The 15,401-nt window shown below is 51.4% G+C and carries 14 protein-coding genes; 1 reads left to right on the forward strand and 13 read right to left on the reverse strand.

Features of this window, described 5'->3' with window-relative positions; translation table 11 throughout:
- Positions 1–165: 165 nt before the first annotated feature.
- Positions 166–1,467, reverse strand: a complete 1,302-nt coding sequence (locus Q0Y65_RS04385) for a hypothetical protein (RefSeq protein WP_297957584.1) — start codon at positions 1,465–1,467, stop codon at positions 166–168.
- 187 nt (positions 1,468–1,654) lie between these two features.
- Between Q0Y65_RS04385 and Q0Y65_RS04390 the strand changes: the two genes are divergently transcribed.
- On the forward strand, positions 1,655–2,179 hold the full coding sequence (locus tag Q0Y65_RS04390; protein ID WP_297957587.1) for a VanZ family protein: 525 nt from the start codon (positions 1,655–1,657) through the stop codon (positions 2,177–2,179).
- 80 nt (positions 2,180–2,259) lie between these two features.
- On the opposite strand, the gene Q0Y65_RS04395 is transcribed toward Q0Y65_RS04390, so the two are convergent.
- The 12 genes from Q0Y65_RS04395 to Q0Y65_RS04450 form a co-directional block, all read right to left on the reverse strand.
- Positions 2,260–3,480, reverse strand: a complete 1,221-nt coding sequence (locus tag Q0Y65_RS04395) for a helix-turn-helix domain-containing protein (RefSeq protein WP_297957589.1) — start codon at positions 3,478–3,480, stop codon at positions 2,260–2,262.
- A gap of 234 nt (positions 3,481–3,714) precedes the next feature.
- Positions 3,715–4,647, reverse strand: coding sequence for an AEC family transporter (locus Q0Y65_RS04400; RefSeq protein WP_297957592.1), 933 nt, complete (start codon positions 4,645–4,647; stop codon positions 3,715–3,717).
- A gap of 1 nt (position 4,648) precedes the next feature.
- The gene (locus Q0Y65_RS04405; RefSeq protein WP_297957595.1) at positions 4,649–7,306 is read right to left on the reverse strand and encodes a YfhO family protein; all 2,658 of its coding nucleotides are present in this window, start codon (positions 7,304–7,306) and stop codon (positions 4,649–4,651) included.
- A 110-nt stretch (positions 7,307–7,416) separates the two neighbouring features.
- Positions 7,417–8,400 (reverse strand): hypothetical protein, encoded by a 984-nt coding sequence (locus Q0Y65_RS04410; RefSeq protein ID WP_297957597.1) that lies wholly within the window; start codon positions 8,398–8,400, stop codon positions 7,417–7,419.
- 173 nt (positions 8,401–8,573) lie between these two features.
- Positions 8,574–9,074 (reverse strand): hypothetical protein, encoded by a 501-nt coding sequence (locus Q0Y65_RS04415; protein ID WP_297957600.1) that lies wholly within the window; start codon positions 9,072–9,074, stop codon positions 8,574–8,576.
- Positions 9,075–9,198: 124 nt separating this feature from the next.
- On the reverse strand, positions 9,199–9,615 hold the full coding sequence (locus Q0Y65_RS04420; RefSeq protein ID WP_297957603.1) for a Fur family transcriptional regulator: 417 nt from the start codon (positions 9,613–9,615) through the stop codon (positions 9,199–9,201).
- 11 nt (positions 9,616–9,626) lie between these two features.
- Positions 9,627–10,166, reverse strand: a complete 540-nt coding sequence (locus Q0Y65_RS04425; protein WP_297957605.1) for a hypothetical protein — start codon at positions 10,164–10,166, stop codon at positions 9,627–9,629.
- Positions 10,167–10,285: 119 nt separating this feature from the next.
- On the reverse strand, positions 10,286–10,927 hold the full coding sequence (locus tag Q0Y65_RS04430) for a DUF2225 domain-containing protein (protein WP_297957608.1): 642 nt from the start codon (positions 10,925–10,927) through the stop codon (positions 10,286–10,288).
- Between the two features lie 9 nt (positions 10,928–10,936).
- Positions 10,937–13,210: a Tex family protein gene (locus Q0Y65_RS04435; RefSeq protein ID WP_297957611.1), complete on the reverse strand. Its 2,274-nt coding sequence runs from the start codon at positions 13,208–13,210 to the stop codon at positions 10,937–10,939.
- Between the two features lie 72 nt (positions 13,211–13,282).
- Positions 13,283–14,284 (reverse strand): alpha/beta fold hydrolase, encoded by a 1,002-nt coding sequence (locus tag Q0Y65_RS04440; protein WP_297957614.1) that lies wholly within the window; start codon positions 14,282–14,284, stop codon positions 13,283–13,285.
- Between the two features lie 72 nt (positions 14,285–14,356).
- Positions 14,357–14,662 carry a hypothetical protein gene (locus Q0Y65_RS04445; RefSeq protein WP_297957618.1) on the reverse strand — a complete coding sequence of 102 codons (306 nt, stop codon included), beginning with the start codon at positions 14,660–14,662 and terminating at the stop codon, positions 14,357–14,359.
- Complete coding sequence (locus tag Q0Y65_RS04450; protein ID WP_297957621.1) at positions 14,646–15,401, reverse strand: MmcQ/YjbR family DNA-binding protein; 756 nt, start codon at positions 15,399–15,401, stop codon at positions 14,646–14,648. The genes Q0Y65_RS04445 and Q0Y65_RS04450 overlap by 17 nt, the downstream gene beginning before the upstream one ends.

A 15,401-nucleotide genomic window follows, 5' to 3' on the forward strand; every position in this document is an offset into this window, starting at 1 on the left:
ATATTTACAGGGGCCTATCCCTGCATTATCATTCTCTAAATCATAATATCCCTTGTCAGCATCATAATCGGGAGCTATCCCCATCCGCAGTCTGTGCCGCGGTAATACTACAGCGCTGCGGACATTCTCCTTGCGGAGCCGCTGTCTCCGCAGCGCCCTGTTTCATCAGTTAAGAAGGTCTATGGAGAAATGTCTTGAGTTCACGTCGTAGTAGTCCTCAAGCTCAGCCACATAGAAGCGGAATACCACCTTGTCGGTGATGACCTCGGTGTCGTTGACGCCCTCGGGTACTTCCTCGCCCTCCTCATAGGTACGGGGCTCGGCTGATACCAGCATAACGTCGCCGCTCTCTGAAACGCCCAGAGACGCCAGCTGCTCGTCCGTGAGAGAATTAAGGAGAACTGTGTGGTTCTTCTTTACGTTGAAGAGGGTTATGCCTGTTGCGGCGTCCACCTGCTCGCTGTTGAATATCCTCAGAGCCTTGGGTGTGAGCTCCTTGAAGTATATCCTCTGGCCCGCGGACTTTTCCATCTCATCCATTACCTCTGCCGAGGGAGCCTTGATGTAGTACCTTCCGTCTGCCTCCTTGCCTATGCCGAAGAAGTCCAGCTGATCGTCGGTAAGAGTGTCCAGCGGAACGGGATCAACGTCGGAGGCGGTCTTGTTTATGGCAAATTTGCGGCTTGCCGAGAGAGTTGTCAGCACCAGCTTGTTATCGTAGGTGTAGCCAAGCTTTTCAAGCTCTGCGTCTGTAACCGTTACCTCTATCCTGTCGGAGATGGAATTGAGGTGATCTGTTATCTCCTGACGGTTCTGGGTGGTCCAGTTGACTACAACGTTCTGCTGTGTGGGACGGTGCATATATACTACCCTCTCCATATTCTTGAGGGTGAATGTAGCGAAGGAGTACTTCAGATCGGCCGTATTGGGCTCAACATATATGGCAGTGCTGCCGTTGGAGGTATCCTCGGTATTAACTATCCTGTAGCGGTATGCTCCCGAGGGAGATACGCCTGTGTCGATGACCTCCTCCTTGGTGGCAGCCACAAAGAACGAGGTGAAAAGGAAGTAGCCCAGTGCGCCGAATATATACAGAAGAAGTATGATAGTGGCAATGGCCGTTTTCATTCCCTCTCCCGCGCCCGAAAGCAGGAGTATGACGATACCCACTATCACTATGGGTATTATCAGTCCCCACTCGCCGAAGTACAGCAGCACCACAGGCAGCATTGCGGGAAGGATTATGAAGCTGGATATCCTTGTGATGATCTGGTGGCGGGTGTAGAGCATTACTATCAGCGCCAGCAGGGATATTCCCGAAACTGCAAGACACAGTGATGTACGCTGTGATATGTGCATATCATAGAATATGGACAGATACGAGAGCTTGCACACAAAGAAGGTATACACCGCGCTCAGTATCGAAATGACTCTTTTTGTCCAGACATTTCCAAAAAACTTTTTCATTATTGCCTCCGAATATCTTGATCTATATAAAAGCTATGCGGCTAAAAAAGTCACACACAGTATATTATATCATTTTTCTTCTCGGTTTACAAGGTATTTTTGAAAATTTTTCCTTTGAAAACTGCCGCTTTACAAAAGTCAGCAATAATTGTATAATATACATAGCAAGAAATGGAAGGGATAACCAATGAAGAAACATCTGAATATAACAAAGGTATGTCAGATACTGTTCATGATACTGACAATTGCCATAATGGTGACTATATTCGTGCTGTCTGCCGAGGACGCGGAGGAGTCGTCGGATACCAGCAGCACCCTTACAAAGGCTGCCGTAGTCATAATCGACAGGAACTACTATCAGGAGCCCCCCGTAAAACAGCAGGAGATTTGGCACAAGGCCTCCTTCATAGTGAGGAAGCTGGCTCATTTCTCAATATATGCAGCTCTCGGCTTCTGCGCTTCGATAACGGCGGGAAAGCGCAGGCTGTTCACGCTGAAAAGTCTGGGAGTTATCGCCTTCGGCTTCCTGTATGCTGTCTCCGACGAGTTCCACCAGAGCTTCTCCGCAGGCCGCTCCTGCGAATTCAGGGATATGATGATAGACACAGGCGGAGTTACCGCAGGTATGCTGGTATCACTTGTGTTCATGGGGATAATTGCTTTTTTGGTGCGCAAACGGCAAAAAGCAGTCGAGCTGAGAGCTAAGAACTAAGATGAAACGCCGTCCCCGGCGTTCCAGGCAAACAAAAAGCCCGTAAGAAGTATTAGCTTCTTACGGGCTTTACTGCTGTTTTACTGCATACCGCCTCTTACATAGAAGTTATCCTGAATGATAAGAGCACAGCCGCCAAGGAAGTTGTTCTTGCCGTCAAGCTTGCTGAGAACTACCCTGTCTGCGATCTCCTCACTTACAAGGCGTATCATCTCACGCTTGCAGTAATCGAACTGCTTTTCGTTGAGCTTGAAGTTGTGAAGAACTATCCTCTTTGCAAAGTGACTGATAGCCAGATTGTTGATAAGAACAGTATACTTGGCGATAAGATCGTCCACAACGTTCTTTACCGTCTCCTCGCCTCTCATGAGAGCCATGAACACGTTATCGGTATTGATAGCGTTCTTGTCGCCCTCTGTGAGCTCATAGAGCACGGGTGTCTTGTCCTTGGAATAGATCTCGCAGAAAGCATTGAGCATAGCCGTCCTTGAGAGCTCTGCCTTTACGGAGCCGTTGGGATAGCCCTCATAGGACTTTCCGTTGGGACATACGATGTATCTCTCGATAGTGGAGGTATAGGAAACGTAGTCTGCGGAGAGCTCGTTCTTGTTGATGATTGCAAGATTTACCTGATTTCCGTTGTGGATGAAGGCCTGATTGGTCTGATAGCCGTTCTGTGTCCTGAAATCATTGCTTGCAAGAGCCATAAGTCCGATGGCATTGCCGCAGTGTATCTCAAAGTTGAGACCGCCCGAGAGCTTGTCTATAAAGTTGGTGAAATCCAGCACGCCGTCCTTGTAGAAGATCTTCAGCTTGCCCCACATGGAGGGCACGACGCCTACGCCCAGACCCAGTATCTTGTCCTTGGTAAGAGCGCTGTTCTCGACCATTTCATTGCTTGTCTTGATTATGTAATTGATGATATCCTTGCTGGTGGTCCTGTCGTCGATGACCATGCTTGCCTTGTCCAGCACCTCGGAATTGAGATTGGTAAGACCTATGCTTACCTCCTTCTCGTCAACGGTAGCGCCGAGAGCAAAGCGGCTGTTTACATTGATATCGATGAGGATCTTCCTTCTGCCCTTCTGGAGCTTCTCGGTATTTACGGGAGCCTCGCCGATCTCGACAAGTACGCCCTCCTCGATCATTTCGTTTGTGATAATAGTTACGGCAGCCCTTGTGATCTCGAGAGCGCTGGCAACATCAACTCTGGAAATAGGGCCTGATTCTCTTATTACCCTCAGTATCTGCATTCGGTTTCTTCTTTTAAGATCGAGCTTACTGATACCTCTTTTTTCCATATTACAACAACTCCATTCTTCTTGATCTTTTTTCGGGATCGTGTCCCAAGCTGTACAAACTGCATATCCCCACAGGACTTTTTAACATTGTTTACTGTTATAACTGCCTGTATAATTTTATTTTTTTATAAAAAAGTCAATCTCTTTTAACGTAATTATATTATAACACATTATTATTAAAATTCAAACCTTTTAACGCAATTATTTATAAAATCAGCGTTTTTGACAAAGGATTCAGAGCTTTTTTGTTAAATATTCCGTAGCATTTACCACCAGCGGCAAAGATGCTACAGAAAGTATAGTTCCCGCAGTAAAGATCTCCGAAGCATAGACAGAATTTTTGCCGTACCTTATGCTCATCAGGGTGCCCATTGCCGCAGGAGGCGCGGCAGCTGCTATGAGGACAGTCATGCGAACCTTCCCGTCTATCCCAGTCAGCAGAGCCAGCGGCACTGCAAGTATCAGCGGGAATATTATCAGCTTCAGCAGGCATACGAAGTAGACCCTGTAGTTTTTCAGCATTTTCGGCACATTTGTAGCAGCTATGGTCACTCCCGATACTATCATGGCAACGGGAGTGTTCATCTCCTTTATGTAGCCCAGGGCGCTCAGCGCCACCGAGGGCAGCCTTATCTCAAGGAAGAAGGTGATGAGTCCGAGGAAAATGGAGATTATAGTCGGAGAGTAAAAGACCTTCACCACCTGCCTGAAGTCCTTTTTCCCCGATATGAGTATAACGCCGTGAGTCCATACCGCCAGATTGAACACGGTGATGAATGCGGTAAGGTAGAACACGCCCTCTTCATGGTATATGGCGTCAACAAGGGGGATCCCCATGAAGCCGCAGTTGGAATAGACAGATGAAAAGCGCTCTATCTCGAACTCCCTGCCCTGCTTTTTTCTCACGAACACGCAGGAGAGGAGTATCACGGCGGCTATGACTGCCACAGATATAACAAAGGTCAGCAGCAGGTTCCTTGCAAGCTCTGTTTTATAGGGCTTCTGATAGGACATGAATATGACCACGGGATTTACCACCTGGAGCACGAACCTTGACAGCTCCTTGTTGGAGGCCTCGCTTATGAGGCCTGTCTTCGAGCACATTACGCCCACGCCGATGAGTATCAGCATGATAATCGTCTGGCTGAATATAGTAGATGATACCATTTTATCCTCCGATAAGGAATATTATATTCGCAACAGCCCATACAACGGGAGCTGCCGCATAGAACAGCGCCGCAAAGCATACGCTCAGGCCGCATACCGCTTTTACGGCGGTCTTTTCTGCCCTGACCGATCTCTTCTTTCTGCCCGTGACCGTCAATGCTGCCGCAAACAGCAGCGCTCCCGCTGCCGTAAGAACCGCTCCCGGCTTCAATCCCCGGGGACAGAAGCGAAGCTCAGCCGTTCCGCCGTCCTCCGGCAGCTCTACAGCGGAAAGGGAGCCTATGGTCTTTATCAGCGGAGCCTTTTTACCGTTGACGGTACAGCTCCAGCCCTCTGACCAGGCTATGGGAAGGTAGATATATCCTCCTCTGTCCGCAGAGGCGGTGAGAGTGCTGCTGCTGACTTTCACAACGGCAGTATCTGCGGCGGCGATAGCATCCGAAGCTCTGTCTGCGTCAAAGAGATACAGTCCGAAGCTTGCAGCGGTAAAGTCCTTGAGTATTCTTATACGGACAGACAAGGTCTCGTCCTCATAGGTGCCCAGGTCGATGATGCCGTTGCAGGAGCCGTTGGGATAGTTGCCCAGCACGAGCTGATCGTTCACGAACACCTCTGCGCTGTAGTAATAGTCCTCCTCAACGTCGGCGGAGTACCTGCCGAAGAGGTCGAAATACAGCTCGCGGCGGCCATTGACGTCAATATCGTATATGAGCTCCGACGGCTGGTCGGGCAGCCTTTTAACCGTAACGCTGCCGTTGTTTTCCGTTATATCCAGCCCCTCGGCAGTATCGGGAACAAGCTCCTCCACCACGCCCTTCTCTCCGAAGAGCCTGTCTGACAGGAACTCCGTTGCCGCCATGCGCTCGCAGCTCTCAAAGTCCGCAAGCTCAGAGGGAGGAACGTCGGATATCACTGCTCCGTCGGGGACGCGGGGGTCGGTGCGGACGGACAGGCTTCCCGTAACGTCATAGGCTCTGTAGAAGCGGTTGACGCCGTAGGAACTGCCTATGATATACCTGTTCAGCAGCAGCTCGTCAGTGAGCATGGTGCCTCCCGAGGTGTCCATATCCAGCCAGTGGGAGGAATAGCCCAGCCGCTTCATAGTGTACAGCATATCTCCGTCAGTAAGGGAGGTATAGTGGCCAGTGGAATACTTACCCATGGCCTCGGCGTAATTGGGGTAATAGTACCTTCTCAGCGCCTTTACGCGGACAAATCCTTCATCATCTATACGCTCAAGGGTATCACAGGCAGACCTGAAGCCTGCGGAAACGTCCTCTGTCTCAGCCACGTTTATGCCGAAGGTCATGAAGCTCTCGCCAAAGAGCAGCACAGCCATTACAATGACGGCAAAGGCCTTTTTCGTCCTGCCCCTTCGGAAGCTGTAGACTGCGGCAAAATATGCAGCTCCGCCGAGAAGTCCCACGGCGGTGATGATGAGGCCGTCCTTCGGCTCCACCCATAGGCTGTGAGGGTAGGAGCTGAGGCTGCTGCGCTTTATATAGGCCGCAGCCGCAGCCGCCGAAAACAGCACAGCCGCTGCTGCGGGAATTATATGAGCCGAAGCAGAAGGCTTATCCTCCTGTCTTTCGGAAATAAGAGCTCCGCAGGCAGAAAACATCAGAAGTATGACTATAAAGCCGTATCTCAGGGGATAGGCCTGATAGCTGCCCGTTTGCAGGAGCTTGTTCACGGGCTCGATAAATATGCCGATAAACGATATGAGTCCGCCGACCGCAAAGAAACGGGCTCTGCCCGAGGCCATGCTCCTGCGGAATACTATGAGCAGCACAGCTGCCGCAAATACAAGGCCGCTGCCCGAAAGCAGGGCGGTCTTGTCAAATGTCCTCTGTATGAAGTAGCCGCCGAAATACACTTCGCTCAGGGAGTTTCCCCTGCCCGACGAGGTGTACTGCGAAAAGGCAGGCAGCCAGACAACGCCGCTGAGCAGGGCGGCACAGATATCGCCAAGGAGCAGCTTCTTCGCCCTGTCGCCGCGCTTTCCGGCATCGCAGCACATATGCAGCGCAGCTCCGCCAAGTATGACGGTGAATATTATCACCATGAAACTGATATAGAAGTTCATGAGCAGACACATGGCAAAGCAAAGAGTATAGGCGCCCCATTTTCCGCTTTCCGTAAGCCTGAAAAGCGCCGTCATCAGCAGGGGGAATATTATCATCATGTCCAGCCACATATTGTTCTGATAGTACATCATGACGTAGCCGCTGACGCCGTACATCACCGACATGAGCATACTGAAGGATACGTCCAGCTTCGGCAGCACCCTGCGGAAATAATACTCCGCGGAGGCAGAGCTAAGTCCCGCCTTAATTACAAGGAGGATATTCACGAACCATATCATCTGCGAATTGTCCGCCGCCAGAGATAACAGCGACAGCGGCGACGACAGGAAGAACAGGAACACGCCGTAGAAGCTCATGAGTCCGCCGCCACGTCCCAGAAGGAGAGAGCCGTCGGAGAGAGCGGTTTTCAGCTCCATGAGCAGGGGCACATACTGCTGATCCATGTCGCACCAGGCAACGGAGCGCTCCCCGAAGGGATAGAAGCCGTGGAGGGCATAAAACAGCATAAAAAGCAGCGCCGCAGCGGCTCCTGCCGCAAGAGGCGATAAATATGTCTTTATCTTATTTTTCATGCCTTTCCTCCTTTGCATTGACCAGATAATTCTATCACATTTTCCCTGTTTAGTCAATAAAAAAGATCCGAAGCATCTCTGCTTCGGATCTCTGTGATCATAAGATCTTATCAATCATAGTAATCGAGGTCGTCAGCTGACATGGGTATGATCTTCCAGCCTTCGCCCTTAACCTTAACAACGCACAGTGTAGTCTTGTCGTGCTCTGTGTCGCCGTCTTCGTCCTTGTTCTTTGTCTTGACTCTCATCTCGTAGCCCTTGATGACCTTTACTGTATCATCATCAGCATCGTAGTCGTCGCATAACTCCTCGAAGTAGTTCTCAGCGTGTCTGATATCAGACTTCTTGAGCTTCTCCTGACGTGTGATTTTGTCGAACTTGGGAAGAGTCTCCTTGTCCTCGAGGTCGTCGATCCTGTCCTCGATCATCTCATTGAAGCTGTCAACTCTGTCCTCGTACTCGTCCTCGTCCTTGAGGGCATCGATAACCGAATCGGGCATTGTGAGCTCGATCATTGTCTTTCCGCCCTTCTTGTCAGAAGCAGACTTGATATACTTCTTTACAGCGCCCTTTGCGCCACCGCCGCCTAAAAGAAGAGCAAGAAGCAGTACCAGGATAAGAGCAACGGCACCGAGAGCGATATAAACGATGCTCTTGTTGTTCTTCATGCTTCCGGGAAGATTCTCGGAAATACCGCCTGCAATGTTGTCCACCTTCTTTGCGATGTCAGAACCGTTGATCTGCTTCATGCCGTTTCCTGCATTCTGTGCAGCGTTGTTTACAGCCTGAGCAGCATCATTCTTGACCTCATTGGCAGCATTTGCAGCATTGTTCAGAGCCTGAGCAGCGTCATTCTTGACCTCGTTAACAGCATCTGCAGCCTTCTGCTCTGCGTTCTCAACAACGTTTGCAGCCTTTTCTGCTGCGTTGTCAACAGCCTGAGCAGCGTCATTCCTGACCTCGTTAACAGCCTCGGCAGCGTTGTTGACGCCGTTCTCGACTGTCTCCTTTACCTCGCCTGCTGCCTTTGATTCAGCACAGTCACAGGCGCCTCCTTCGGGGATCTGCTTTCCGCAGTACTTACAAAATGCCATAAGAAAACCTCCAGATAAAATATTTCAATAATTATTCTATCATATAACCCTATATGTTGTCAAGCAAAACCAGTTATTTTGATAGGCAAAAATTTCTTTTCGTCAATTTGCATAAAAATGAAAAAACGCACTGTGCTCATTGTATGAGGCGGCGCATTGTATTACCGGCTATTTCACCTTATATCCTGTCCGCGAAGGCTTTTCAGAGCCGCGGCATATGACAGCAGCAGAGCACAGGCAGGCACCGCTGCTGCGGGCATTATTGCCGCAAGCTCTCCCATCGAAAGGTCGGCCGCAGAGGCTGAGGGCTCGATGAAATTGTACAGGCGCAGAAATGACGGATCAAGCAGCTTGAAAAGGCCGTAGAACTCAAAGGCGCCGCCCCGCGATATGCACAGGAGCACGCGGCTTATAAACGGAACTGCGGTCACAGCTGCCGCTGCGCCAAGCATACCTCTCACCGGGGCGCGGCTCTCACTGTGTTTTTCCTTTTTACAGTCCGCCGAGGCCTCATTTATGCCAAAGTCCGCCAGCACGCACACCATAACCGAAAAAGTACACACAAGGCATATGGCACTGATAAGCGTGCCTCCCGCCGCCGCCAGCATTATATTCACGAAAAGGCTGAGCAGCTGAGCGGCTGTATATCTCAAAAATGCTCTGAATACTCTCATATTCTCCCCTTCACGCGCATATATCCTTCCCTGTGGGGCATAATATATGCGGAGGTGTTATCATGTACGATACCGAAGAAAAAGACGTCAAGATCTACATTCCGGGAAGCTCCGCCGACAGCGGTCATTCCCTGCCGCCGCACTCCGAGCAGCGTCCGTAGAACACGGTCTGTGAGTAATCAATGTCGAAGCCATGCTCCTCCTCGATATGACGGGTGAGCTCCGCAAGATGCTCGCAGTCAAGATGAATGAGCCTGCCGCAGCACAGACACTTCAGGTGGAAATGGCTGCGGCATTTCTCTTCGTCCTCGATATACTGATAGCAGGCCGATGTCTTTCCGTCAAAGGCGTATTTGCGCACAAGCCCCTGCTCCACCAGTCTGTCCAGCTGGCGGTAGATAGTGGCAACTCCCACGGGTGTACCCTCGGCTGACAGATACGCGCCTATCTCCTGCACATTGGTATGCTTGTCCTTGTTTTTTATAAGATATGACAGAAGATTTTCCTTCTGTCTGGTATTGTATCCCGCGTCCTTTTTCATTTTCCCCTCCGTCACTGTGTTATGACCTTCCAGCCCTCGTCGTTGAGCCTTACTGCCAGCACAGTTTTTTCCGCGGCTTTTTTGCCGTCCTTTGTATAGTCGAAGGTGAGCTCATAGCCCTCCTTTATCTCCAGCTTTTCCGCGTCAAGAGCTGCATAGGGAGCGCTGACCGTCACAAAGTACCTTCTCACCGTATCCTTCTGCTCGTCGGTGAGCTCCTTTGATGAGGTGACCTTTCCGAAGCTGTACTCCGCGTCGTCCTTTTTCAGGCTCTTTTCCTGGCTCTTGTTGTAATTGCTTACCATTTTATCGTACTTTCCCGCGGTCTTCATAGCCTCAACGGCTTCGTCGGGAAACATATAATCATAGAATATCTCTCCGCCGCCTCTTGTGTACATAGCGCCGAAGTACTCCTTTACCGCCTCGTCGCAGGACGAGCCGTCCTGATATGAAGCCTTTACCCCCGAAAGGGTCTTGCCCCCTGACTTGCAGCCCATTGCCGTACAGAGCACAGTACCGCACACAAGAAGGAGCACTGCCGTTTTTTTCATACGGTTTTCCTCCGCAATAAATATTCATTCAGATTATATCACTATTCTGCCCCGTTGTCAATGCGGCATACATAAGAAAGCCGCACCGTCAGCCTGGTGCTTACGGTACGGCTTTGATATCATCTGATCTCCACTCCGGGGATCTCGTCTGCCTTATGGCATGAGCTGTCGCCCTTTACGGCGAGGCCTACCTCATATGCTGCGATGAGCCTGTAAAGAGCCGACGGGAAGTATTTGCCGCGGTACTCGCGGATAACGCGGTCATGATCGCCGCTCCTGCGCATGAGATCGGCTGCAAGTAGCACGATGTTCTGATCCTCTGACAGGGCTGCCTTATGGGTATCGTAGACCTTAAGGGCTGCTCTGCGGCACTCGGCCGCCTTTTCCTCATCGCCCCGGTCGTCGCATACCCAGGCCGCATAGAGAGCCGCCTTAACAGCCTCGTTATAGACCTTGTTCTTCTCGCAGGAGAGAGACATTTTCATAAAGCGGCCTGCGAGATCGTCTCCCGGCTTCCTGTATCTGTCGCTCATAGGATACTCCTTGGTGAACTCCGCGGGAATATCTATGGAGGCATTGCAGTAGCCGCAGTGAGGACACTCCATCACCCAGTATTTTGTATAGGAGCGGTGAGGCTCATCGGGTCTCATGTCAAGATCGGGAACGCTGGTGTCGGGATCGAACTCGGCCACCACGGTCTGTACGGAGCTTTCGCCGCATACTGCGCAGACCAGCTCTTTTTCCTCTGTTCTGAATGCCATGGCTCCTCCTTACTTCTGCTTTATGCGGAAGCTGCTGTTGCGGAGCTGAGAAGCGTCAAAGCCCTTGGGCCTGCGGTCCTCGCGCTTTCTGTTATTGGGTCTGCGCTCGGACTTCTGCTTCTTCTCCTCCTCGTCGTTGAGCCGCATGGTCAGTGATATGCGGTTTCTCTTGAGGTCAACGTCAAGGACTCTTACCTTCACTACCTCGCCCACCTTTACGGCTTCAAGAGGGTGCTTGATGTATCGGCTGCATATCTGTGAGATGTGGACAAGTCCGTCCTCGTGAACGCCGATGTCCACGAAGCAGCCGAAGTCGATGATGTTGCGGACGGTTCCCACAAGCTCCATACCGGGCTTGAGGTCCTTTATCTCCATAACGTCGCCGCTTCTGAGAAGTGGTGCGGGGAGCTCGTCACGGAGGTCGCGGCCGGGCTTTTTAAGCTCGCCGATGATGTCGGTGAGAGTGGGAACGCCTATGCCCAGCGTCTTGCTGATATTGTCTATGCCGATGCTGTTTGCCTTCTCGGTGATGCCCTCTGCACCGCTGCCTGCGATGTCCGCAAGGGTAAAGCCGCACTCGCTGAGCAGGGAGGAAGCTGCCTCATAGCTCTCGGGGTGAACTGCGGTATTGTCAAGAGGGTTCTTGCCGTCGCGGACTCTCAGGAAGCCTGCGCACTGCTCGAAGGCCTTTTTGCCCAGCTTGGGCACCTTGAGAAGTTCCTTGCGGTCGGTGAAGCGGCCGTTCTCCTCACGGTAGGTAACGATATTCTTTGCAACTGTGGCATTTATGCCTGCGATATAGGAAAGAAGCGAATGTGAAGCGGTATTGAGGTCAACTCCCACGGAGTTAACGCAGTCCTCAACTACGCCGCCCAGAGCTTCGCTCATTCTTGCCTGGGGCATATCGTGCTGATACTGTCCTACGCCGATAGCCTTGGGGTCTATCTTTACCAGCTCCGCAAGAGGATCCTGAAGACGTCTTGCAATGGATATAGCGCCCCTGATAGATACGTCATACTCGGGGAACTCCTCGGCAGCTACCTTGGAAGCGGAGTATACGGAAGCTCCCGCCTCGCTTACTACCATGTAGCTTACGTCCTGGGGCACCTCCTTGACTATCTCTGCGGCAAAGCTCTCGGTCTCGCGGGAGGCTGTGCCGTTTCCGATAGAGATGACGTTTACGTTGTACTTCTGTATGAACTCCTTGACCTTGCGCTTTGCAGCCTCAACCGCTCCCGCAGATCCTACGGGATAGATTATAGCCGTATCCAGCACCTTGCCCGTACCGTCGATGACTGCGGTCTTGCAGCCGTGTGCGTAGCCGGGATCAAGTCCGAGAATTATGCTGCTCTTGAGGGGGGGCTGGAGAAGCATCTGACGGAGATTTGCTGCGAATACCTTTATGGACTCCTCGGCAGCCTTTGCGCTCATCTCTGAGCGTATCTCTCGCTCGATAGAGGGGAATATAAGTCTCTTGTAGCTGTCTGCGGCTGCGGCTCTTACCAGCTCTCCGCAGGCATTGTTTGCCTTGATATACTTGCCGAAGATAACGTCTGTGGCAAGAGTCTCGTCCAGTGTGACAGCCACCTTGAGGAAGCCCTCCTTCTCGCCTCTGTCAAGGGCGAGAACGCGGTGGTTTGCCACCTTTGGGATAGCCTCGGAGTACTCATAGTAATTCATGTATACGCTCTCAGCCTCGGGGTCGGAAGCCTTTGATACCAGCTCTCCCTTTTCGCCTGCAAGGGCACGGAGCTTCTTTCTGATATCGGCATCGTCGGAGATATCCTCCGCGATGATGTCCATAGCTCCCTGGAGAGCGGTCTGGACGTCGTTTATCTTCTTCTCCTCGTCGATGAAGGCTTCTGCCTCCTTCTCGGGGTCTGTGGAGTTCTCCTGTGCCATGAGCAGCTCAGCCAGAGGCTCAAGGCCGTTCTCACGGGCAATACTTGCACGGGTGCGGCGCTTGGGCTTGAAGGGACGGTAGATGTCCTCCACCTCTACCAGAGTAACAGCAGCGCTGATAGCTGCCTCTATCTCGGGAGTCATCTTCTCCTGCTCGGTAATGGCGGCAGTTACCTCCTCCTTGCGCTTTTCAAGGTTGCGCAGGTACATGAGTCTGTCGTAGAGCTCACGGAGTATCTGGTCGTCCAGGGAGCCTGTGAGCTCCTTACGGTAACGGGCTATGAAGGGTATGGTCTTATCGTCGTCAATAAGAGCCACGGTGTTGTCCACCTGTTCCTGTCTGAGTCCGAATTCCTTTGCGAGTGTCTTGTTGATATCCATAGTTATTCCTTTCATTTTACGATACAAGGACCGTCAGCAGAGCCGCGGTCCCGTCCGTTGCATATATTGCGTTCATTCCTCATTTTCTGCCGTTTCGGCTGTCTGAACGGCCTCAGCAGGCATTTCCTGAGCCCGTCTGTCATTCCAGCGGTCAAGCCATGAGAAAAGAGTCTTTGCAATGTCCTTATATACGTTAATGGAGTTCTTCTCCATAAGCACGTCGTGTCTCATACCGTCAAAAAGGCGGTGGGATATGCTCTCGTAGCCAAGCTTTTCCAGCCTTCTCATCGAGCGCATGAAGCGTTTTTCCGATATCATGGCGGAGTCGTCCCTGCCTGATATGAAGCGTATGGGCAGCGACGGATCGGTCATCTTCCAGCCCCTTCCCGACTCGGACTGCCTTATGAGCCATACAAGCTCCTGATAGGCATTGAGGGTGGGCTTGAAGTTGCAGAGGGGATCCTCATTGTATGCCAGCACCACATCAGGATCGCTGCATCTCCATGAGTTTATGGGATCCTCGAAGAATTTGCCGAAGCTGTCGTCCACGGTATCGAATATCTTCTCGCTCCTGAAGCGGCTTCCGGGACGCTTTGATGATACCGAGCTTATGGCTCTTGCAGCAGGTGAGAACACACTGTGACATATTGTACCCAGCAGCACCAGACCATTTATCTCGCCGTCGTGCTCCTTCAGGAAGCAGCGGGCGGCGGCAGCTCCCATACCGCTGGCAGCCATGAACACAGGCACACCCGGATAGGCAGCTTTTATCTTTCCGCAGAGCTGGACGATATCGCTAATCAGTCCCTCTCCGCCCATTCTGAACATAAAGCCGAGATCATCGGGCTCCACGATGCTCTTACCGTGGCCTCTGTTGTCGCATATCACCGTGATGAAGCCCTGCTCCGCAAGGTAATCCATAAAGGGATAATAACGCTCCTTGTGCTCGTTCATGCCGTGAACTACCTGAACAATGCCGTTTATATCTCCCGAGGGCACTGCCAGCACAGCCGAGACAACAAGCTCGTCATAATCGGAAGTAAATTCAAATTCCTTCAGATCAGCATTAAGCATAGAGATCCTCCTGTCAAAAATCGGGGAAAAAATTAAGTGTACAAGTTTTTTTGATTATATATAATGAATGCTTCATTCATTATACCATAAAAGCGAAGCGTTATGGTATAATCGCCCGATTGCAGGGAGCAGATCTCCGATCTGCGTATCTGCAAGGGCATTCAGATCATTATAATGAATGCTCCATTCATTATACCATAAAAGCGAAGCGTTATGGTATAATCGCCCGATTGCAGGGAGCAGATCTCCGATCTGCATATCTGCAAGGGCATTCAGATCATTATAATGAATGCTCCATTCATTATACCATATTGATGGAAATAAAGCAACTGTTTTCTTGTTTTTGCGTATATCACGCAGTTTATCCGTCCTTCTCAAGCTGTCTCAGCCTGCACAGAAGGGCATCGGGGACTCCTCTGGGACCGCGCACCGCCGCTACTCCCAGCTCTCTCATCTCAGAAAGGGGCATATCCTCCGCAGCGAACCTGTGTATCAGCTTCAGCTTCATCACCTTTCTGATGTGATAGTCGCCGTTGTCGTAGGTATAAGGGATATTGACCTCCACAGCCTCGCACCTGTACATTATGGCAGACAGGGGCGCAGCCATATACATATAAACGGTGTCGCCCGCTATCACGTCGGAGGTCTGCTTCCAGAGTATGGTGCCGTCACGGCGGAAGTCCCGCTCAACGTCATACATTACAGGCGACGCAGGCACCAGCCATTCTTTGTTCACGGTGCGCAGCTTCTTTCCGCTGCCGCTGCGGGAGGCCAGCTCATGGCTCATATCCAGCAGCGCCTTCACCTGCTCATCATCGGCGCTGTCGTCCAGCAGCACCGATACCCACTGCGCCTTCTGCATATGATAGGCAGGAAATATGCCATTCATTGCAAGCAGTGAGCCCGTCATAAGAGGACTGCACCTGACATTTACGATGTCCACCTTTCTCCCCTTTTCAAGGCCTATCTTCGAGCCGTCCACATTCATTACAATGGCGTACCATTTATCGTTGGTATCGCAGCGCAGAACGCCGTGCTCCGGTGAGCTTCTCCAGAGATACTCGGGCACGGTGCCGTATCTTTCAAGGGCATAATCAAACAGCTTTTTCCTGTCCAT

The sequence above is a fragment of the uncultured Ruminococcus sp. genome, assembly GCF_947301925.1.
Lineage (GTDB): Bacteria > Bacillota > Clostridia > Oscillospirales > Ruminococcaceae > Ruminococcus.